Origin of the sequence: Pseudomonas sp. SH10-3B (assembly GCF_019891415.1) — a bacterium.
GTDB lineage: Bacteria > Pseudomonadota > Gammaproteobacteria > Pseudomonadales > Pseudomonadaceae > Aquipseudomonas.
In genome coordinates, this window is sequence record NZ_JAFLXD010000037.1 from 1 (window position 1) to 20985 (window position 20985).

The window sequence follows — 20985 nt, forward strand, 5'->3', positions numbered from 1 at the left end:
GCACGGCGATCTTGATCACGGTAAAGCCATGTTCCTTGCCGGCTTTTTCGGCAAAGGCCCATTCGGTCTGGAACCACGGTTCCTCGGCCTGTTTGACCAGGAAGCCGATTTTCACTTCCTCGGCAAATGCGAAAGTACTGAGGCCGCTGAGCACGGCGGCAGCTGCCAGTACGCGTATTGCTTTTTTCATGAACGGCACCTCTTGTTGTTATTGGGAGTGGCAAGTTCTAGTCGTGGTACATCACCGACCGCCCGCCATCGATCATCAGGCAGGTGGCATTGATAAACGGCGCCTCGTCGGTCGCCAGGAACAGCGCAGTCATCGCCACTTCGATGGGCTGGCCGATGCGCTTGGGCGGGTGCAGGTCGAACGCGCGCTGGCGCTCGGCGTGGGGGTCGGGGAAACCGTTCCAGTAATCGACGTTGAGCTGGGTTTCGATATAGCCCGGGGCGATGGCATTTACACGTATGCCCTTGGGCGCGTATTCGATACCAAGGGCGCGGGTAAGGCCGAGCAGGCCGTGCTTGGCGACCGGGTAGGGAAAGCAGCCGGGAATGATGTGGCTGGAATGGGTGGAGGCGATATTGATGATGTTGCCGATGCCCTGCTCGATCATGTGTGGCAGCACCGTGCGGCAGCCGTACCAGGCGCCGTCGAGGTCGATGGCGAAGCAGCGGCGCCAGTCTTCGTCGCTCATCTCCAACGGGTCGCGAAACACATTGACCCCGGCACAGTTGACCAGCACATCCACGCGGCCAAAACGCTCGATCGCCACATTGACCAGCGCCTGCCATTGATCCTTGGACGTGATATCGACGGGTTGGGCGTAGATCTCGGCGCCGCGTTCGCGCCAGTGGGCAGCGACTTTCTCGACCTTTTCGCCCTGGATATCCCCAATAACCAGACGCGCCTGCTGGGCCTGGAAACACGCGACGATCGCCTCACCAATGCCCTGGGCGGCGCCGGTGATGATCACCACCTTGTTCTTCAGGCGCTCGCCGTAGGTTGGCTCGGGCACGGCGGGTAATGACAACGGTTGGGGTTGCATCGCTTCACCTGTTTTATTTTTGGTAGTGAGTGCTGATGCGGACGACTATAAACCCATCATTTGAAATATCTCAATATATAAATTTGCATCCCATATAGTGAGCAAAAGCAAAAAAATAATGTGGGAGGGGGCTTGCTCCCGATTGCAATACATCAGTCACAGCAGCAGTGGCTGACACACCGTAATCGGGAGCAAGCCCCCTCCCACATTGGATCTACAGTGCGTTCAAGAAGGTGGCTTCAGCCGAGGGCGAAGTCCCGCAGCGCATCGCCTTCCATGCGATAGCGCACCCACTCCTCCTGCGGCTGGGCGCCGATGGATTTGTAGAAGGCAATCGCCGGCTCGTTCCAATCCAGCACGCTCCATTCAAAGCGCCCGCAACCGTTATCGAAGGCAATCTTGGCCAGGTGGCGCAACAGCTTCTTGCCCGCGCCGCCGCCACGTTGCTCGGGGTTGATGTAGAGGTCTTCCAGGTACAGGCAGTTGCTGCCCAGCCACGTGGAATAGCTGAAAAAGAACACCGCAAACCCAATCGGCAAGCCATCCCGCGAGCAGATCAGGCCATGGGCGGTGGCGCCCTCGCTGAACAGGCTGCGCTCGATGTCCACCACGCTGGCGATCACTTCGTGCCGGGCTTTTTCGTACTCGGCGAGTTCAGTGATGAATGTCAGGATCTGCGCAGCATCGCTGGGCACGGCGGGGCGAATCTCGATGGTCATGGGCGAGCCTTGGGCAATTTCAAAGCACACATACTAAGGCGCTTTGATGACTGATTGCAGTGCAATTTCTCGGTAGCCAGGCAGTCCACACACAAAATCTTACAGGTGATACAGCACCGTTCGTCGCCACCCAGGCACGATCATTAAAAGACGACTGACCAATAGAGGGTAAGGACATTAATCATATGGAGACACCCTCATGAAGAATTCCAAGTTTGCCGCCCTCGCCCTCACTGGCCTGCTGTCCGCCGCATCGCTGAGTGCCGTGGCTGCCACCTCCTCTACCGGGCCGACCAACCCAGCGACCTCTGAGTCGCAAAAGTCCATGGGGACGGGTTTGGACACCAACGGCGGCGCAGTCATCGACAACACCAATGGCGCCGACCCGCATACCAAAGGCCAGGACACCGGTCGCCAGAGCCCGCCAGCCGTGGGCAACGGCAAAATGGGGCCATCGGTCAACGAGCCAAAGATCAATAAAGGCGACGACTCGAACCTGCCGGGCGCGCCAAAACAACCTGCACCTTGATCCCATGATTGAAAGACGAACACCCAACCATTTCCCAGTGAAGAGGTCTGCATGAACGTCGATAGAAACCTTGAAAAAGAAGTCCTCACCCGCCTGCTGCACGCCCACCCGCAAGGCTTGGGCAAGGAAGTGCTGGATAACTACCGCGGCGAAAAAGAGGTTGCCAGTGTCTTGGCATTCTTGCAGGACCGCGGGCTCATCAAGGATGGGCATGTCACCACCGACGATGCCGGTGAGTACTCGCTGAATCTGCCGATCAAGTTGACGGCGTCAGGTGTGGATGAAGCGCGCAAGCTCGAAGGTGAGACGCGCCAGTAGCCCTCATGCAAAACCCAATGTGGGAGGGGCCCCCTCCCACATTTTTTTTCGCGGTTACTCGGTGAGTAATGCGTCGACTTCGGCGCTGCCTGGGGAAGTTGCCGGCCCCCAACGCGTCACCGCCAAGGCTGCCGCTGCATTCGCCCGCCGTGCTGCCGCCGCTGGTTTCAAACCCACCGCCAACCCCGCAATAAACACTCCTGCATGCGCATCCCCCGCGCCATTGCTGTCCACCGCCTGCACCTTGAAGCCGGGCACATGCTCGATCTGACCTGCACGCCCCACCCAGCAACCATTCGGTCCGTCGCGCACCACCAGCAGCGTCTCGGCGGGCAGGTACTGATTAAGCGCGGGCAATGCGGCAGCGATAGTCGCCGCGCCGGTGAACGCCAAGGCTTCAGGGCCATTGCTGGTCCAGATATCGATACGTGGCAACAGCGCACGCATCAAGGCCGAATCCGGCGCCTTGACCAACGGGCCGGGGTCGAACACCACCACGATTTGCCGTGACAGTGCCAGCAGCCAGTCGATCAGCGGCTGGGCCTTGCCCTCCAGGAGCAGGCTGTAGCCACTGACATACACATAGTCATCCGGATGAGGCACAACATTGGCCAGGTCCTCGGCACTCAGTTCACCCTCGGCGCCGATATGGGAAATAAAGGTGCGCTCGGTGGTGGCCTCGGTCAGGGACACACACAGGCCGGTGTCCTTGCCGTCGCTGGCTGCCAGGGCCATTTCAATGCCCTCGGCCTGCATCGCCGCGCGGGCCAGATCGCCGAAGCGGCCAGTGCCGTGACGGCCCAGATAGACCACCGGCAAGCCATTGCGCCGCGCCGCTGCCATCACATTGAAGCCTCCGCCAGCTTCGAAGCTGGCGGACTTGGCCAGCACGTCGCCGCCGGTCGCGGGCAAGGTGTCGAGGGCCATGACCAGGTCGACGATGACCTGGCCGGTGTGCAGCAATCTAGACATTGGAGCTCTCTACTAACGCCGGACGACGGTCAGCCGCGCCGCCCAGTAGCGCATACATTCCGCCGGCAACCAGGAAGGTGACGATCCAGCCCAGGCCGTTGTGGCCGAGCCAGGAGTCGGACAACGGCCCGGCGAACCAGATGTTCTCGGCGGTGGTGCCGATGGTGGTGAAGCTGAAACCGAGCACGATGGCCACGGCCCAGGCGCCGAATGCACGCCATTCAACGCCGCCGCGATACCAGTAGGCGCTGCTTGGGCTTACGTCCAGCAGGTCTTCGGGGCTGTAGTAGTGACGATGGATCAGGTCGACCACGAAGATCCCCACCCACGCGGTGATCGGCACCGCCAGCAACGAGATGAAGGTGATGAACGGGCCGTAGAAGCTGTCGGCGATCAGCATGAAGTAGATGGAACCGGCGAAGATCGCCACGATGTCGACGATCACCGCATGCACGCGCTTGACCTTCAGGCCGAGGGTCAAGGTGGTCAGGCCGGCCGAATACACCGACAGGTTGTTCGACAGCAACAGCCCGCCAAACGCGGTGATCAGGTATGGCACCGCCATCCAGGTCGGCAGCATGTCGCGGATCGCAATGATCGGGTCAGTGGCCGAGGCCAGGTCGTTGTTGCCCACCGACAACAGGCCACCGAGGGTGATCAGCAATACCAGCGGAATCCCCGCGCCAAATGCGGCCGACGCCACCAGGCGCACGGCCGTGACGCTGCGGTGCTGGTAGCGTGACATGTCGGCACCGGCGTTGGCCCAGCCGATACCGGTACCGGCGGCCATGGTGCCAACACCGATGATCATCGCGCTCAGGGGAGCCGGGGTGGCATTGAACACCGCGCTCCAGTCGATGGTGGCGCAGAGGAAACCGCCCACCAGGATATTCAACGCGCCGAACACGTAGGTGGCCCACTTCTGGATCACCAGCAAGGTGGCGTGACCCAGCCCCGAAACTGCCAAGGTCAGCAGCACGAAAATGCCGATGAAAATCAGGGTGAGGACCGGTGCGCTTTTCGCCTCGACCGCAGAGCCGAACAGAATCGAACACAACGACAGCAGCACGAAGGCCGCGGTGGTGGTGTTAACGGTTTCCCAACCCAGGCGCGACATCAACGACACCAGTGTCGGGCCGATATTGCCGCGCACGCCGAAGATGGCGCGGGACAGCGTCAGGCTGGGTGCACGACCACGCCGGCCGGCGATGGAGATGATGCCCACCACCGCGAAAGAGCCGGCGGCGCCAAGGATCGCGACGATGACCGCTTGCCAGATGGCCAGGCCGCGAAACGCCACGAGGGTCGCGCCGAGCGGCAAGCCGAGGATGCTGATATTGGCGGCGAACCACACCCAGAACAGTTGCAGCGGATGGCCGTTGCACTCGCCTTCAGGGACCGGTTCGATACCGCGGGTTTCCAATTGTCCGGCGCTTTGACCGGAAGAGGTGCTGCTCATGAGGAGGGGCTCCTGGTGCCTGTATTGTTGTGGTTGTGGCAGGGAATCAAAGCGTTAAACGATCATCCTGACTCGGCGCCTACCGCGCTTGTCGCAAGGCCAGCAGGCTCTGGACCAAGGGCTGCAGGTCCAAGCCATTGACGGCTTTGACTTGATCGATCATCGCCTCAGGCCAGCACTGCATACCGAGGCAGGCACCAAGCATCGCGCCGAGCATCGCCGCAATCGTGTCGGTATCGCCGCCCAGACTGGCTGCCAGGCACAGCGCTTCGAACGCGTTCATGTCACCCACCGCGACTTGCTGGGCGAGCGCAAACGACACCACCACCGACTCCTGGGAGGCAACGGAGGTGCCGATCAATTCATACAGCAGGTCAGCGAACAGGGCTTTGTCGCCGCTGCCGACGCTCAGGGTTCGCGCCCAACTGATGCGGGTGGAAATCCGCCCACCGGCGATCCAATGACCGTGGTTTTCCGCCTGCTGGGCGACCTGAGTGCCGATATTCAGCGCTTCCCCCAGATCCACACCGTTGATGCCGGCCGATACCACCGCCGCCACCGCCGCAGCGCTGGAGATGCCCAGCGTGGTGTTGTGAGTGACCTGGCAGGCCTGGATAACCGCTTGGACAAACGCGGTCAGGTCGCTGACGTCGGCGGCGATGCCCACCGGCGTAATGCGCATGGCTGCACCGTTGGTGGTGCCGTAGCGCCCGGATTCTTCCGGCGTGTGGCCGGCGAGGATCATGTCGATGGCCCGCTTGGTAGACGGACCGAGCAGGTCCTGGGAGCCCTTGGCGCGCATCACCGCTTCCCAGTCGATCAGGCGCTGGGCGAGGACAGTCGGCGCGATCCTGCCTTGGCCTTCGACCAGCAATTCAGCCACCAGGATGGCCTGCTCAGTGTCATCAGTGATGGAGCCGGCCGGCATGTTGGGCGCGATGGGTTGGTCGGCGTCGGCATCTTCCAGGCCGGTAATGGCACCGAAGCGCTGTTGCACTTGCTCACGGCTCAGGGACTGGGTGGGCATGCCCAGGGCGTCGCCCAGGGCCAGGCCGTAGAACGCGCCGAGCGCGCGGGTATTCGGGGTCATTTCGAAGATCCAAACTGCAGGTGCAGGCGAAAGTGCAGAGGGTCGAGCAAACTTTCGACGTACTCCATAAAGCGCTCGCGGCGGTCGTAAGTGGTGCGTGACGCCTTGAGAAACACGCTCCCGGCCGGTCGGCCAAGCAGCTCGGCGTCTTCATCACTAAGGGGCTCGGCGCCGATCCATTGGTCACCTTCGGCGCCGACATAGCCGTAGGCCGCCAGGGTAATGGTCAGGGAATTGTCGATCAGGCCAACCCGGGGCAAGCTTTCCAGGCCACCCGAAGCCGGCATCAGCGAACGTTCAAGGGAGACCGCCGTGCCATCGGTGGTGCGTCGGCGGCGGTCGAGGGCAATAAACTGGTCGCTGCCGAAGCGGCTGAACAGATTGGGGCGTGTCACGGCTTCCAGGCGCAGGATATCGGTGGTGACCAATGCGCCGGTATCCGCCAAGGCTTGGGCCCAGCCACTGTTTTGATCGAGCACCATGCCGTCAAACGTAACAATGGAGCCGACACCGCTCTGGGTGGCGATGTAGTTGCGGCGTTTGAGCTCGGCGAGGGCTTCACGTAGCGTGCCGCGACTGACCGCAAACTCTTCGGCCAGTTGATGCTCGCCCGGCAGCAGGAAACCGTCGGCCATCACCCCACCCTCGATACGGCGGATGAGCTCGTCGACGACGCGTTTTTTCTTATCAAATCGAACATGTCTAATCATGTACAAATTGATAACCGAAAGCGCCCGTTTGCAGCAAGCGAATTATTTCAGGGAGATGAAAAAAACCAGACTCACGGCTCCAGGCCGATGCGGAAAAACTCGCCGCGGCTCCATACACCCAGCCAGTTCTGACCATTGATCGGCCGGCTCACCGCCAACTCCACCAATTGGTAGAAAACGTTGCGATGCACCAGGGCCTCGAGGTTGGTACGCACGCGCAGATAGGGCGACGGCTCCTGGGTGACGGGGTCGATTACCACCCGCAATGGGTGTTCGATATCGGCTTCGATGGGCTCGTCGACGTTGGTCATGAAGCGCAGTACCTGACCTTCGCCCTCCCCTTCGACTTCCAGGGTTACCGCGACAAACGGCGCGTCATCGACGCTGATGCCGACTTTTTCCACGGGAGTGACCAGAAAGTAATCATCGCCATCGCGGCGGATGATGTTGGAGAACAACTTGACCATTGGCTTACGCCCGATCGGCGTGCCCTGGTAAAACCAGGTACCGTCGCGGGCGATGCGCATATCGATGTTGCCGCAGAAATCCGGGTTCCACATGTGCACCGGCGCCGGCCCCTTGCCCTTGGGCAGTTGAGCCAACAGATCGTTGGCCTTGGCGGAATCGGTCATGGCGTTCTCCTCGGTCTTACTGATCGCTCATGCCCAGCAGGCCTCGGGCGTACTGCGCCAAAGGGCGGGCAATCAGATCTTCTGGCTTGTTGTCGTGGAACGTCAGTAAACCGCCACGACTGCGAATACGTGCAGTATCAATCAAATACTGGGTGCTGGTCTCGATCAACATGATCTGGATAACGCCGTTGTCCAGGCCAAGCCGGTCCAGCGCCTCTTGATCAGCCCATTCGTCGGCGTTGCCAATACGGTCATCTGCCTTGGCGAAACGGCAGTACAACAGGTAGTGGGCACCCGCCGCACGGGCTTCGGCCATCGCCTGTTCCAGGCCTTCCGGCTGACGAGCGCGGCGCACCATGGGAAAGTATTCGACGAAACCGTTGAAGGCTTCCTCGGCCACCACATTCGGTCGCGGGTAGGCACTGCCCGGCGGTACGAAGACGCCTTGGGCGATAAACACAAAGGAGTCCGGCTGTATACGAACCGAGGCGGTACGACGGGTATCGCTGTGGTCAAGCAACCCGGCGTCGCTCATCTGATAGCGGGTGCCTTCGGCCATATCGCTGACGGTCATGCAGCCACCCAACGCCAGAGACGCCAGCAACAAAACCAGACTACGCATCCTAATCCTCCAGAAGCCGGTGACGGAAAACCGGCGAATGGGCACGAGATGCAGAATCCGCGCCATTTGGAAACAACGCAGACCTAAATGTGGGAGGGAGCAAGCCCCCTCCCCTATTGAATGATGTTTAATCTTGGGAAAGGGTTAACCGCCGATGATCTTCATGATCGTCGCGCCGCCGGAGAACGCCACTTCCTGCTTGTCACCCAGGGCCTTCATCAGCAGGCCTTGCAGCGCCGGCAGCGCTTGGTGACGAGGTTTGTCCAACAGGTCGCCGACGTAGTGACGGTTGCTCGACGACAGGCAGCCATGCAGCCAGCCGGTCGACGACAACCGCAGCCGTGAACAGGTGCGGCAGAACGGTACGCTTTCGTTGGCGATCACGCCAAAGAAGCCTTTGCCCGGCACTTCGTAGCGCACCGCCGTGGCATCCACGGGGGCGTTGGCCTGCAGGTATTCGTGGTGTTCGCCGATCAGGCCGAGCAATTGTTGCAGGCTGACGAACTGCTGCAGGAACGCGTTGGAGTCTTTTGCAAGGTGGCCCATGCGCATCAATTCAATAAAGCGCAGCTCGTAGCCACGCTCCAGGCAGTAGTCGAGCAGCGGCATCACCTGGTCGAGGTTCTGGCCGCGCAACGGCACCATATTGACCTTGATCTTGATTCCGGCAGCGCGGGCCTGGTCCATGCCGTCGAGCACGGTGGCCAGGTCACCACCACGGGCGATGCTGCGGAAGGCGTCGGCGTCCAGGGTGTCGAGGGAGACGTTGATACGCCGAATGCCGGCGTCCACCAGCAGCGGCAGTTTGCGCGCCAGCAATTGGCCGTTGGTGGTCAGGCTGATATCGCTCAGGCCCATGCCGCCGACTGCGCCCATGAAAGCTTCCAGCTTGGGACTGACCAGCGGTTCGCCGCCGGTGATGCGCAAGCGGTCGATGCCCGCCGCCTCGATCAGATAGGCCACACCACGGGCCATTGCCTCGGCCGAGAGTTCGTCCTGGGCAGCCACCAGCCGCTTGCCGTTTGGCACGCAGTAGGTACACGCGTAATTGCAGGCTGAGGTCAGGCTGATCCGCAAATTGCGAAAACGCCTGCCTTGACGATCAACGATCATGGATCACTCCGGCAGAGGATGATTCGGGCGCGCTAAAAGCTGACTGATAAATCAGCTTTTAGCAAGATCCTTGCCTGAGTATATTCCTGGGGTAATGCGCCTGGCAGTAAATAATCAGCTGGCGGGCGTTTCGACTGGGGCCTGTGGCAGCTCTGCGCTGTGCTTGCGCTTGTTGCCCATGCGCACGCCGATGTCCATCAGGAACTGGAAAAATCCTTCCTGGTCTTCCAGCACGTTGCTCCAGAACGGCGAGTGGTAGAGCGCCACGGCGCCGTGCACCAAGGCCCAGGCGGCGCAGTAGTGGAAATACGGCGGTACGTCTTCAAGCTTGCCTTCGCTGATGCGGCCCTTGATCAGCAGGGTCAGGCGCTCGAAGTTCGAGGCGCGGATCTTGTGCAGTTCCTCGACCATCTCCGGCACTTGATGGCCCTTGACCACCTTCTCTTCCAGGCGGTCAAACAAGCGGTAACGCTGCGGGTCACGCATGCGGAACTCGAAGTAGGCCCGGGACAGGGCTTCCTTGTCCTTGTCGACATCGGCCGAATGCAGCAACTCGTTCAGGTCGCGCTCATAGTCGAGCATAAGGCGCAGGTAGATCTCGGCCTTGGACTTGAAGTGTTTGTAGATCGTGCCTTTACCGATACCCACGGCATCCGCGATCATCTCGACGGTGACGCTGTCTTCGCCTTGTTCGAGGAACAACTTGAGTGCGGTGTCGAGAATTTCCTGCTCACGGCGGCGAAACTCACGGACCTTACGGGGTTCTTTGTGCATGAGGAAGAGGTCTGCAAAGGTCGGAATAGGGAGGGTTGCGCAGGGCCACGAATACATGGCGATACGATTTACCCAGTGCGAGGGATTATCCCGACTGAACGGTCGTTGGGCAACGCCTATGTGAACCCGTGACGCACTTTACTTTCAGCACGCCAACGATTTCATGGATCGCAGTCAGAAATAATACGCAACAACTACACCCGTACACGTGCCCAATGAGAACTCAAGCGAAGCGCGGGTATTCCAAATCTGTTTAAAAAACGATCAGTCGCGACTGGACTGAATCAGATACTGATCAATACTTGAACTGTCGGCGTGACATCTCCCCCAAGTGAAGCGCCGACCTGGGTACCGACGGACTGTGTGCCCTTGTTTTACTCCTAATGGTCTTAACCCGGATTCACCCCCCAGAACCCGGGTTTTTTTTGCCTGCGATTTAGTCGCGTCGCGCGGCTACATGGGCCAGCGGGAACAGGCGCTTGAAGTTCTCGGTGGTTTGCTCGGCAAAGCGCTCATAGGACTCACCGCGCAGCATGGCCAGGTAATCCGCTACGTCCCGCACATACTCAGGCAGGTTCGGTTTGCCACGATGGGGAATGGGCGCCAGGTATGGCGAGTCGGTTTCCACCAGCAGGCGATCGGCCGGCACTTGGCGCGCGACGTCGCGCAAGGCATCGGCATTGCGGAACGTGACAATGCCTGACAGGGAAATATAGAAACCCAGGTCAAGCGCCGCCTTGGCCATGTCCCAATCTTCGGTAAAGCAATGCAGCACGCCAGCCTGGGGTAAGGCGGCTTCGCGCAACAGGGCCAGGGTGTCGGCACGGGCGCCACGGGTGTGGACAATCACCGGTTTGCCGGTTTGCTGGGCGGCCTGCAGATGCAGGCGAAACGAGGCCTGCTGCAACTCGGCGGCTTCCGGCTCGTAATGGTAGTCCAGGCCGGTTTCGCCAATGGCTACCACACGCGGGTGATTGAGTTCGCCCAGCAGCCAGTCGAGGGCCGGCGCTTCGCCGGGCTTGAGGTCCAGCGGGTGGATACCCACCGAGCAATCCACATCGGCATAACGCTCGGCCAGGGCTTTGACGTCGGCAGCATTTTCGGCGCTCACGCCAATACACAGGAAGTGCCCGACCCCACGCTGGCGTGCAGCGTCGAGGGCAGCATCGAGGGAGCCGCCATGTTGGGCAAGGTCGAGGCGATCAAGGTGGCAATGGGAATCTACAAGCATAGGAAATTACGACTTAAGTCACGGAAAGTGTCTGGCCAACGATACACCGTCGGCCACTGAAATTAACGCCGGCCGAGCAAGCCGACCCACTGCACCAGCAGCGCTTCGAGCAACAGCACGCGGTTGAGGTTGGCCTTGCCGAGCACTTTCTGGCGCTGGGCGAGGATCCAGTCCTGAATATTCAGCACCTTGTCCTGCGCGCTTTTCTGCGCGAGGTATTGCACCACCTTGCGCATATCCGGCAGGCCGAGGCCGTTTTCGTCCTGGGTCAACTGGTAGCGCAGGATCAGGCTCGACCAGTCGCAGAACCAATCGAACAGCAGCAGCAAGGGAATGTCCTTCCAGGCGCTTTCAGCCAACTGGGTGGCGGACAGCTCTTGCTTGAGCAGTTTTTTCACCCCGTCCACCACCAGGGCTCGCTGCTCACGCACGCCCTGGGCTTGCAGCTTGACGGCCGCCAGCGGGGAACCGGCCGCCAGGGTCAACAGCTCGACCCGTTCTTCTGCGGAACAATCGGGCAGCGCCTGCGCCAGCCATTGCAGGCTCATAGCCTCGCTCGGCAACGGGCAGGCCTGCTGCACGCAACGGCTGCGAATGGTCGGCAACAAGCGGCTGGACTGGTGGCTCACCAGCAACAGCACCGTGTCGCCGGAGGGCTCCTCCAGGCTCTTGAGCAAGGCGTTGGCGGCGTTGATGTTCATCGCCTCCACCGGCTCGATCAGTACCACCTTGCGCCCGCCCATCTGCGCGGTCTGCACCACGAAGCTGACAAGGTCACGCACTTGGTCGACCTTGATCGCCTTGTCGGCTTCCTCGGGTTCGAGCAGATAGTTGTCCGGGTGGCTGCCGGCCTTGAGCAACAGGCAGGATTTGCACGCGCCGCAAGCTTCGAGATTGACCGGGCGCTGGCACAACAAGCTGGCCATCAGGCGTTCGGCGAGATCGCGCTTACCAATCCCGATGGGGCCGTGCAGCAGATAGGCGTGGGCGTGCTGGGCACGACCGGCCAACTGTTGCCAAAGACTGTCCTGCCATGGGTAAGCTTCAGCCACGGGCGCGCTCCAACAGCTTGGGTAACAGGGCGTCGATGGCCTGCTGCACCTGCGTCAACGGCTGGGCCGCGTCCAGCAGGTGGTAGCGCGCCGGTTCAGCCTGGGCGCGCTTGAGAAACGCGCTGCGCACAGCATCGAAAAAAACCTGGCCTTCCAGCTCGAAACGGTCGAGACGCCCACGGGCGCTGGCACGCGCCATGCCCACTGCCACCGGCAGGTCGAACAGCAGGGTCAGGTCAGGACGTAAATCACCCTGCACAAAGGTTTCCAGGGTAGCGATGCGCGCCAGGGACAAGCCTCGGCCACCACCTTGGTAGGCATAAGTGGAATCGGTGAAACGGTCGCAAATCACCACGGCACCACGGGCCAGGGCCGGGCGAATCACCTCGGCCAAGTGCTGGGCACGGGCAGCGAACACCAGCAGCAGCTCGGTGTCCGGATCCATCTGTTCTTCGCCTGGGGCCAGCAACACTTCACGGATGCGCTCGGCCAGCGGTGTCCCGCCGGGCTCACGGGTCAACACCACCTCGACACCTTCAGCGCGCAGACGCTCGGCCAGGTAATCGCGGTTGGTGCTTTTGCCGGCGCCTTCGGGGCCTTCCAGGGTAATAAACAAGCCAGTCACAGGCAGTCCTTAGTCAGAGTTATTGCGGGCTTTGCGGCGCGGCGGCGTCCGGCGCGGGCTCGGCGGGTGCATCAGCAGGCGGCGTCAGGTCTTCCGGCGGTTTTGCCAGCGGTGCCGGGCTTGAGCGGTAATCGGCGCGGCGCTTGAGTTGGAATTCGCGCACCGCGGCATTATGCGCACCCAGGTCATCAGAGAAAACATGGCTACCGTCGCCACGGGCGACGAAATACAGGCTGCTACCCGGCACCGGGTTCAATGCGGCATGGATGGCCTCGCGGCCGACCATGGCGATTGGCGTCGGCGGCAGGCCGGTAATCATATAGGTGTTGTAGGGGTTGGCTTCCTTGAGGTGCGCGCGGGTCAACTTGCCGTTGTAGCGCTCACCCAGGCCGTAGATCACGGTGGGGTCGGTCTGCAGCAGCATGCCGATTTTCAGGCGACGTACGAACACCCCGGCGATCTGCCCACGTTCTTCGGGCACACCGGTCTCTTTCTCCACCAGGGAGGCCATGATCAACGCTTGATAGGGATCGGTATAAGGCGCGTCGGCAGCGCGTTTGCTCCACTCCTGGGCGAGCACGTCATCCAGGCGGTTGTAGGCTTTCTTCAGGAACTCGACATCGGTCATGCCACGCACGAAGCGGTAGGTATCCGGGAAGAACCGACCTTCGGGGAACACGCCGGAGTGGCCGAGCTTGTCCATCACTTCGCTGTCACTGAGGCCCGACAGGGTCTGCACGATCTTTTCATGCTTGGCCAGGGCCGAACGCACCTGACGGAAATTCCAGCCTTCTACCAGCGTGAGGCTGTATTGCACCACTTCGCCCCGTTGCCACAGGCCGATCAGGCCTTCGGCGGTCATGCCTGGGGTCATGCGGTATTCACCGCTGTGCAGCGGCTGGCCGTCGAGGTTGAAGCGCCAGTACAAGCGCAGCCAGAAGGCGCCGTCGAGCACGCCGTCGGCTTCGAGGCGATTGAAGGTCCCGGTGGGGGTCGCCCCTGCCGGCACATCGAGCAATTGCTCCTGGGTCAGATTCAACGGCTGCTTGAGGGCAGCGTCATATTTCCAGGCGCAAAAGCCCAACAGCAAAGCCGCCGAGAACAGACCGATCAGCAGCAGTACAACCAGTTTTCGTATCAACTCAAATATCCAATAGCGCGCGAACAATGCCCTGCAGTTTACGGGTGAGCGGCCCAACCGACCAGCTCATCGCAGCGCAGCCACGCACCGGCCAAATGCCATAAACGCTGTTGCACACAAAGACTTCGTCAGCCTCCTGCAATTGCTCCAGGCTGATGTCAGCCACGGCCACCGGGATGTCCAGAGCATGCGCCTGGGCCAGAATCTCAGCGCGCATGACGCCCGCAACGCCGCAACGATTCAGATCGGCGGTTAGTAACAAGCCATTACGCACCAGGAACAGATTGCTGAAGACACCTTCGATGACACGCCCGGACATATCCAGCATCAAACCTTCGGCATGTTCGGCATCCTGCCATTCAGCACGGGCGATCACCTGCTCCAGGCGATTGAGGTGCTTGAGACCAGCCAGCAGCGGCTGCTCGGCCAAGCGGGTGGCACACGCAAACAGACGAACACCGTCGGTTGCATGGGCCTGGGGATAGGTCGCAGGCGGACTACCCTGCAAGATACGGCGCACAGGTGCGTCAGGGTTGATGCCATAGCCGCGCAGACTGTCGCCGCGCGTGAGGATCAACTTGAGCACACCGTCGCCGAGAGCGGCGGCATAGGCCTGCACTTCACTACGGACCAAGTGTGTATCCGTAACGAAAGCGAGGCGCCTGCAGCCCTCATCCAGGCGCTGCAGGTGACGGTCAAGCAGCACGGGCTGCCCGGCCTTGACGGCGATGGTCTCGAACAGGCCATCACCGTACGCCAGGCCGCGATCTTTCAGGGGCACGCTGTCCGCTGGCTGACCGTCGACCCAGCTGTGCATCACTCGGCGAACCGGCGGAACACCAGGGAACCGTTGGTACCACCAAAACCGAACGAGTTGGAGATCGCAACGTCGATCGGCATCTCTTGCGGCTCATGCGGCACAAAGTTCAGGTCGCAGCCTTCGTCCGGCTCATCGAGGTTGATGGTCGGCGGAGCGACCTGGTCCTTGATGGCCATGACACTGAAGATCGCTTCGACCGCGCCCGCCGCACCCAACAGGTGGCCGGTCATGGACTTGGTGGAGCTGACCGCCAGCTTGTAGGCGTGCTCGCCGAACACCGACTTGATGGCTTCGGCTTCCGCCAGGTCGCCCGTCGGGGTCGAGGTGCCATGGGCGTTGATGTACTGCACCTGGTCCGCATTGACCTTGGCATCGCGCAGGGCGTTGGTGATGCAACGCGCAGCGCCGGCACCGTCGGACGGTGGCGATGTCATGTGATAGGCGTCGCCGCTCATGCCAAAACCGATCAACTCGGCATAGATGGTGGCACCACGCGCCTTGGCGTGCTCCAACTCTTCAAGCACCAGCGCACCGGCACCGTCGGCCAGTACAAAGCCGTCACGGCCCTTGTCCCACGGACGGCTGGCACGGGTCGGCTCGTCATTGCGGGTCGACAGTGCACGGGACGCGCCGAAGCCGCCCATACCCAGGCCGCAGGCGGCCATTTCAGCGCCACCGGCGATCATCACGTCAGCTTCGTCATAGGCGATGTTACGTGCCGCCATGCCGATGCAGTGGGTGCCCGTGGTGCACGCCGTGGCAATCGCGTAGTTAGGCCCCTGCGCACCCAAGTGGATGGACAGGAAACCGGAAATCATATTGATGATCGAGCCAGGCACGAAGAACGGTGAAATTCGACGAGGGCCGGAATCATGCAGCGTGCGGCTGGTTTCTTCGATATTGGTCAGACCGCCAATACCCGACCCCATGGCCACGCCGATGCGCTCACGGTTAGCGTCGGTAACTTCCAGGCCGGCGTTACGCACTGCCTGAAAACCGGCTGCCAGGCCGTATTGAATGAACAGGTCGAGTTTGCGGGACTCTTTGATCGAGAGATATTCCTCGACATTGAACCCCTTTACCGAGCCGCCAAAACGGGTGGAATAGGCAGAAAGGTCCGTGTGTTCGATCAGACCAATACCACTGCGGCCAGCCAGAATGCCCTGCCAACTGCTCGGCACATCCGTACCCAGTGGCGATAACATACCCATACCGGTGACTACGACGCGTCTACGCGACACAGCACTCTCCTTTTTCTAATGACGACACTTTGCTTCAGAGCTCACTTTTCATCAGCGCTAAAGAAAAAACCGCACGCCGTTACAGCAGTGCGGTTTTTCCCTAACAGCAAGCGACGACTACAAACGATTACGCCTGGTGGTTAGTAACGTAGTCGATAGCAGCTTGAACAGTAGTGATTTTTTCAGCTTCTTCGTCCGGGATTTCGGTCTCGAATTCCTCTTCCAGAGCCATCACCAGCTCAACGGTGTCAAGGGAATCGGCACCCAGGTCTTCTACGAAGGAAGCAGTGTTGACCACTTCTTCTTCTTTAACACCCAGTTGCTCGGCAACGATTTTCTTGACGCGCTCTTCGATGGTGCTCATACCTTGTTTAACTCCTAATGGACAAATTCAGGCAGCTGGCCAGTGGGTAAGTGTATAGAAAGCCATTTCAGCTTTTCAACTGAAAGCTTCACCCTGTACCCGGTACGCCACCTGCCTATAAATTAAGTTGCAGCTTTATAACGGATTTTAGACAGCTCGTATGACATTTTTTTGAAGCGATCCGTCACAATTTAACTCATGTACATCCCGCCGTTCACCGGGATTGTAGCCCCAGTCACGTATGCCGCACCGTCAGATGCCAGGAAAGTGACCACATTCGCGATCTCTTGAGCCTGGCCCAGACGGCCCAGCGGAATCTGCGTCAGCAACGCTTCACGCTGTGCTTCCGGCAGTTCGCGGGTCATATCGGTGTCGATGAACCCTGGGGCCACCGAGTTGACCGTAATCGACCGCGAGCCGACTTCACGCGCCAGTGCACGGCTGAAACCTTCCAGACCGGCCTTCGCGGCTGCATAGTTTACTTGGCCTGCGTTGCCCATGGCACCCACTACGGAGCCAATATTGATAATTCGCCCCCAACGGGCCTTGGTCATGCCACGCAAAACACCCTTGGACAGGCGAAACAGACTGTTCAGGTTGGTATCGACCACGTCGTACCATTCGTCGTCTTTCATGCGCATCATCAGGTTGTCGCGGGTGATACCGGCGTTGTTCACCAGAATTGCCGGCGCGCCAAACTGCGCGGTGATCTCGGCCAGCACGGCAGCCACGGACTCATCGCTGGTCACGTTCAGCTCAAGGCCGGTGCCTTGAACGCCGTTTTCCTTCAGGGTCGCGGCGATACGCTCGGCGCCCGAAGCGGAAGTGGCAGTGCCGATTACAACGGCGCCCTGACGGCCCAGCTCCAGGGCGATCGCCTGGCCAATGCCACGGCTCGCGCCGGTAACCAGTGCAACTTTACCTTGCAGACTCATGCAGGCTTCTCCTAAGTTCGGGGATCAGGCCAGCGCCGCACGAGCGGCAGCGAAGGCATCCGGGGTATTGAGGTTGGCAGTCGACACGCCGTCGGCGCAGCGCTTGTTCAGGCCAGCCAGGACTTTGCCCGGGCCGCACTCGACCAGTTCGGTGGCGCCATTGGCGGCCAGGGTCTGGACCGACTCGACCCAGCGCACAGGCTTGTAGAGTTGCTCCAGCAGGTCGCGTTTGAGGGTGTCGAGGTCGGCGGCCACGGCCGCGCTGACGTTCTGCACCAGCGGAATCTGTGGCGCCTGCCAGTTGATGGCAGCGATGGACTCGGCAAAACGCTCGGCAGCCGGGCGCATCAGCTCGCAGTGCGACGGCACGCTCACCGGCAACGGCAATGCACGCTTGGCACCCCGCGCCTTGCAGCCTTCGATGGCACGCTCGACGGCCGCCTTGGCACCGGCGATCACCACCTGACCAGGGGAGTTGAAGTTTACCGCGCTGACCACTTCGCCCTGGGCCGCCTCGGCGCAGGCTTCGATCACCACGGCATCGTCCAGCCCCAGGATAGCGGCCATGCCACCCTGCCCGGCCGGAACCGCTTCCTGCATCAGTTGGCCACGACGCTCGACCAGCTTGACCGCTTCAGCAAGGGTCAGGCTGCCCGCCGCCACCAGGGCGCTGTATTCGCCCAGGCTATGACCGGCCACGAAAGCCGGGCGCGCGCCGCCTTCCGCCAGCCACAAGCGCCACAGGGCGACCGAAGCGGTCAGGATGGCCGGCTGGGTTTTATCGGTTTGATTGAGCAGCTCTTCCGGCCCTTGCTGGGTCAGCGCCCACAGGTCGTAACCCAGGGCCTCGGAAGCTTCCTTGAACGTGTCCAGGATCAGCGGGTATTGCGCGCCCAGCTCGGCCAACATGCCGAGGGACTGCGAACCCTGCCCTGGAAAGACGAATGCGAGGGATGTAGACATGTAACAAGCCCCTAATGATCTGGTCGTCGGAAATGGTCGCTCCTCGGTGGGAGCGTACGAAACTGACAGATTGGATGGTCAATTGAACTGGCCGGTCACATTTAAGCATTCCCTGGCCAATTCGCCTAAGGCAACAGGTCTTCAAGACGGCCGTGCAAGCGTTGCGGCAGGTTTTCCTGGATTTCGATCAACGCCCGCGCAATCGCGCTCTGGAAGCCCTCCACACCGGCGGAACCGTGGCTTTTGACCACAATGCCCTGCAACCCCAGGAAACTCGCGCCATTATGCCGCGCCGGGGCCAGATCGGCCTGCAAGCGACGCATCAACGGCAGCGCCAGGGCACCCACCAGTCGCGATGCGAAATTCTGCCTGAACAACGCCTCGATGCGCGTGGCGATCATGGTCGCCAGGCCTTCGCTGGATTTAAGCAGGATATTGCCGACAAACCCGTCGCACACCACCACGTCCGCTTCGCCACGGTACAAGCCATCACCCTCGACAAAGCCGATGTAATTCAAGCCGCGTGCGCCCTGCAGCAGGGTGGCAGCCAACTTGACCTGCTGGTTGCCCTTGATGTCTTCGGTGCCGATATTCAGCAAGGCCACCCGCGGTCGAGCCACGCCCAGCGCCTCGGCGGCCACCGAGCCCATCACGGCGAACTGGAACAAATGCTCGGCACTGCAATCCACATTCGCGCCAAGGTCCAGCAGCTGGCAATAGCCTTTCTGCGTCGGAATCGCCGCAACCATCGCCGGCCGATCAATCCCCGGCAGCGTCTTGAGCACATGCCGCGACAACGCCATCAATGCCCCGGTGTTGCCGGCGCTGACACAGGCTTGCACCTTGCCGTCCCGCAACAACTCCAGGGCCACGCGCATTGAAGAGTCAGGCTTGCCGCGCAGGGCAACTGCCGGCTTTTCATCCATGCTGATGGTTTCGCTGGCGGGCGTAACGCTCAGGCGCGCACGATCCACCGCCGGATGGCTGGCAATCAGTTCTTCAAGGAGGGAGGGTTGACCGACGAGGGTCAGGTGCAGCGAGGGGGTAGCAGACAGGCTGGCAATGCAGGCCTGAACAATGCTGCGGGGACCGAAGTCCCCGCCCATTGCGTCAATCGCGATGACTTGAGCAGACAAGTGATTACTCGTCAGCGCCCTTGTCGATCACTTTACGGCCACGGTATACGCCTTCTGGCGATACGTGGTGACGCAGGTGAATTTCACCGGTGGTTTTTTCTACAGACAGAGTGCTTGCCGTCAGGGCATCGTGCGAACGACGCATGTCACGGGCAGAGCGGGATTTTTTGTTCTGCTGAACAGCCATAATTGATTAACTCCTAAACGTTTGGGTCACGCTTTAACTGCGCCAATACACTGAACGGGTTGGACCGCGTTACCTCGTCCTCGCTCGGTTCGGACTCGTCATCGAGACCCGCCGGCTGCTGGCATTCTTCCGGATGATGAGCAGGCACAATGGGCAAGGCGAGCAGAAGCTCCTCCTCGATCAGTGCATGCAGATCCAAAGGATCTTCGCCCAGTTCCAGCACGTCATAACCTTTCGGCAACGACTGGGTATTCGCACCCTCCTTTACCACAGCATAACTGCACTCGCTGTGAATCGGCAGGGTGACCAGCTCAAGACAACGCTGGCAAACCATTTTGACTTCGGTGTCGATAAAGCTGTGAATTACCACAGATTTACGTTCATCTCGTTCAAAAACGAATTTGGCCTGCACCGTACCGACAGTGTCGGAAAGCGGGTCGCAGAGTCTCTCCAAATCGGCCAGCAGCAACTCACCTTGAAGGGAAGTGCCACGATCAGCCAATTTGCGCGGGTCAACGTGAGGTGGAATCGGGTCATTCAACATAGGCGCAGCATTATAGGGATGCACCCAGCCATGTCAAAGGAAATTCAGCCCTGTGCGTCAGCCGGTCGCCCCGCTAGAATCGGCGGCTGCCTTGAGGAGACGTATATGCTGCCTTTATTACTCGCTTCCAGCTCGGTTTACCGCCGGGAATTGCTCAGCCGCCTGCACCTGCCGTTCATCTGCAGCTCGCCGGATATCGACGAAAGCCACGCAGCCAATGAGTCCGCCGTGGATCTGGTCAAACGCCTGGCCGAACAGAAAGCCCGCGCCCTCGCCGCCAGCCACCCAGGCCACCTGATCATCGGCTCCGACCAGGTAGCTGCCCTGGAAGGCCGGATCATCGGCAAACCCCATACGTTCGAGAATGCTCGTGAGCAACTGCTGGCCGCCAGCGGCAAGCGCGTGAGCTTCCTCACTGGCCTGGCCCTGCTTAACAGCGAGACGGGGCACTGCCAGGTCGACTGCGTGCCCTTTACCGTGCACATGCGCGAGCTGGATGCAGCGCGCATCGAGCGCTACCTGCGGATCGAGCAGCCGTATGACTGCGCGGGCAGCTTCAAGGCTGAAGGGTTAGGCGTGAGTTTGTTTCAGAGCACCGAAGGGCCGGACGCGACCAGCCTCGTCGGCTTACCGCTGATTCGTTTGGTCGACATGCTGCTCAGCGAAGGCGTGCAAATCCCTTAAGAGCACTGCAAAACCAAATGCGGGAGGGGCAAGTCGAATCGTCGCACCGCCCCTCCCACATTTTGATCTACGACA

General features: G+C 60.8%; 25 protein-coding genes and 1 pseudogene. 3 read left to right on the top strand and 23 right to left on the bottom strand.

Going from position 1 to position 20985, the window contains the following annotated elements; translation table 11 throughout:
- The 3 genes and pseudogenes from J1G35_RS23000 to J1G35_RS23010 all read right to left on the bottom strand — a co-directional run.
- A pseudogene (locus J1G35_RS23000) lies at nt 1-190 on the bottom strand (arabinose ABC transporter substrate-binding protein); the annotation flags it as partial.
- A gap of 37 nt (nt 191-227) precedes the next feature.
- Nucleotides 228-1049 (bottom strand): SDR family oxidoreductase, encoded by an 822-nt coding sequence (locus J1G35_RS23005; protein ID WP_223016101.1) that lies wholly within the window; start codon nt 1047-1049, stop codon nt 228-230.
- A 239-nt stretch (nt 1050-1288) separates the two neighbouring features.
- Nucleotides 1289-1768 (bottom strand): GNAT family N-acetyltransferase, encoded by a 480-nt coding sequence (locus J1G35_RS23010; protein WP_053140184.1) that lies wholly within the window; start codon nt 1766-1768, stop codon nt 1289-1291.
- Nucleotides 1769-1967: 199 nt separating this feature from the next.
- Between J1G35_RS23010 and J1G35_RS23015 the strand changes: the two genes are divergently transcribed.
- Both J1G35_RS23015 and J1G35_RS23020 read left to right on the top strand, forming a co-directional pair.
- On the top strand, nt 1968-2297 hold the full coding sequence (locus J1G35_RS23015; RefSeq protein ID WP_053140181.1) for a hypothetical protein: 330 nt from the start codon (nt 1968-1970) through the stop codon (nt 2295-2297).
- 51 nt (nt 2298-2348) lie between these two features.
- Nucleotides 2349-2615: a hypothetical protein gene (locus tag J1G35_RS23020; protein WP_053140178.1), complete on the top strand. Its 267-nt coding sequence runs from the start codon at nt 2349-2351 to the stop codon at nt 2613-2615.
- 54 nt (nt 2616-2669) lie between these two features.
- Here the strand turns inward: J1G35_RS23020 and J1G35_RS23025 are convergent, their stop codons facing one another.
- The 20 genes from J1G35_RS23025 to J1G35_RS23120 all read right to left on the bottom strand — a co-directional run bounded on the left by J1G35_RS23025 (nt 2670) and on the right by J1G35_RS23120 (nt 20226).
- Nucleotides 2670-3587: a PfkB family carbohydrate kinase gene (locus J1G35_RS23025; RefSeq protein WP_223016102.1), complete on the bottom strand. Its 918-nt coding sequence runs from the start codon at nt 3585-3587 to the stop codon at nt 2670-2672.
- Complete coding sequence (locus J1G35_RS23030; protein ID WP_053140172.1) at nt 3580-5046, bottom strand: cytosine permease; 1467 nt, start codon at nt 5044-5046, stop codon at nt 3580-3582. Before J1G35_RS23030 ends, J1G35_RS23025 begins: the two co-directional genes overlap by 8 nt.
- A 79-nt stretch (nt 5047-5125) precedes the next feature.
- Nucleotides 5126-6136, bottom strand: coding sequence for an ADP-ribosylglycohydrolase family protein (locus J1G35_RS23035; protein WP_053140169.1), 1011 nt, complete (start codon nt 6134-6136; stop codon nt 5126-5128).
- Entirely contained in the window at nt 6133-6846 is a 714-nt protein-coding gene (locus tag J1G35_RS23040) for a GntR family transcriptional regulator (RefSeq protein ID WP_223016103.1), read from the bottom strand. The genes J1G35_RS23035 and J1G35_RS23040 overlap by 4 nt, the downstream gene beginning before the upstream one ends.
- 71 nt (nt 6847-6917) lie before the next feature.
- On the bottom strand, nt 6918-7478 hold the full coding sequence (locus J1G35_RS23045) for a DUF1285 domain-containing protein (RefSeq protein ID WP_223016104.1): 561 nt from the start codon (nt 7476-7478) through the stop codon (nt 6918-6920).
- A 16-nt stretch (nt 7479-7494) separates the two neighbouring features.
- Entirely contained in the window at nt 7495-8100 is a 606-nt protein-coding gene (locus tag J1G35_RS23050) for a DUF4823 domain-containing protein (RefSeq protein WP_053140160.1), read from the bottom strand.
- 144 nt (nt 8101-8244) lie between these two features.
- A complete protein-coding gene (locus J1G35_RS23055; protein ID WP_053140157.1) occupies nt 8245-9213 on the bottom strand; it encodes a radical SAM protein in 969 nt (322 codons plus the stop codon).
- 114 nt (nt 9214-9327) lie between these two features.
- Nucleotides 9328-9987 (bottom strand): TetR/AcrR family transcriptional regulator, encoded by a 660-nt coding sequence (locus J1G35_RS23060; protein WP_053140154.1) that lies wholly within the window; start codon nt 9985-9987, stop codon nt 9328-9330.
- Nucleotides 9988-10423: 436 nt separating this feature from the next.
- Entirely contained in the window at nt 10424-11218 is a 795-nt protein-coding gene (locus J1G35_RS23065) for a TatD family hydrolase (protein WP_053140151.1), read from the bottom strand.
- A gap of 62 nt (nt 11219-11280) precedes the next feature.
- Entirely contained in the window at nt 11281-12270 is a 990-nt protein-coding gene (locus tag J1G35_RS23070; protein WP_223016105.1) for a DNA polymerase III subunit delta', read from the bottom strand.
- A complete protein-coding gene (tmk, locus tag J1G35_RS23075; RefSeq protein ID WP_053140143.1) occupies nt 12263-12895 on the bottom strand; it encodes a dTMP kinase in 633 nt (210 codons plus the stop codon). The genes J1G35_RS23070 and tmk overlap by 8 nt, the downstream gene beginning before the upstream one ends.
- Before the next feature lie 19 nt (nt 12896-12914).
- Nucleotides 12915-14036, bottom strand: a complete 1122-nt coding sequence (gene mltG, locus J1G35_RS23080; RefSeq protein ID WP_223016106.1) for an endolytic transglycosylase MltG — start codon at nt 14034-14036, stop codon at nt 12915-12917.
- Between the two features lies 1 nt (nt 14037).
- Nucleotides 14038-14853 (bottom strand): aminodeoxychorismate lyase, encoded by an 816-nt coding sequence (gene pabC, locus J1G35_RS23085; RefSeq protein WP_223016107.1) that lies wholly within the window; start codon nt 14851-14853, stop codon nt 14038-14040.
- Nucleotides 14853-16097 (bottom strand): beta-ketoacyl-ACP synthase II, encoded by a 1245-nt coding sequence (gene fabF, locus J1G35_RS23090; RefSeq protein WP_053140134.1) that lies wholly within the window; start codon nt 16095-16097, stop codon nt 14853-14855. Before fabF ends, pabC begins: the two co-directional genes overlap by 1 nt.
- A gap of 127 nt (nt 16098-16224) precedes the next feature.
- Entirely contained in the window at nt 16225-16461 is a 237-nt protein-coding gene (gene acpP, locus J1G35_RS23095; RefSeq protein WP_003442511.1) for an acyl carrier protein, read from the bottom strand.
- Between the two features lie 191 nt (nt 16462-16652).
- The gene (fabG, locus tag J1G35_RS23100) at nt 16653-17396 is read right to left on the bottom strand and encodes a 3-oxoacyl-ACP reductase FabG (RefSeq protein ID WP_015885432.1); all 744 of its coding nucleotides are present in this window, start codon (nt 17394-17396) and stop codon (nt 16653-16655) included.
- A gap of 24 nt (nt 17397-17420) precedes the next feature.
- Nucleotides 17421-18359, bottom strand: a complete 939-nt coding sequence (gene fabD / locus J1G35_RS23105; protein WP_223016108.1) for an ACP S-malonyltransferase — start codon at nt 18357-18359, stop codon at nt 17421-17423.
- A gap of 125 nt (nt 18360-18484) precedes the next feature.
- Complete coding sequence (gene plsX / locus J1G35_RS23110) at nt 18485-19495, bottom strand: phosphate acyltransferase PlsX (protein ID WP_262417378.1); 1011 nt, start codon at nt 19493-19495, stop codon at nt 18485-18487.
- A 4-nt stretch (nt 19496-19499) separates the two neighbouring features.
- Nucleotides 19500-19682, bottom strand: coding sequence for a 50S ribosomal protein L32 (gene rpmF / locus J1G35_RS23115; RefSeq protein ID WP_008152339.1), 183 nt, complete (start codon nt 19680-19682; stop codon nt 19500-19502).
- Nucleotides 19683-19695: 13 nt separating this feature from the next.
- Nucleotides 19696-20226 carry a YceD family protein gene (locus J1G35_RS23120; RefSeq protein WP_027607804.1) on the bottom strand — a complete coding sequence of 177 codons (531 nt, stop codon included), beginning with the start codon at nt 20224-20226 and terminating at the stop codon, nt 19696-19698.
- A gap of 105 nt (nt 20227-20331) precedes the next feature.
- Between J1G35_RS23120 and J1G35_RS23125 the strand changes: the two genes are divergently transcribed.
- Nucleotides 20332-20910, top strand: coding sequence for a nucleoside triphosphate pyrophosphatase (locus J1G35_RS23125; RefSeq protein ID WP_223016109.1), 579 nt, complete (start codon nt 20332-20334; stop codon nt 20908-20910).
- Nucleotides 20911-20985 lie beyond the last annotated feature (75 nt).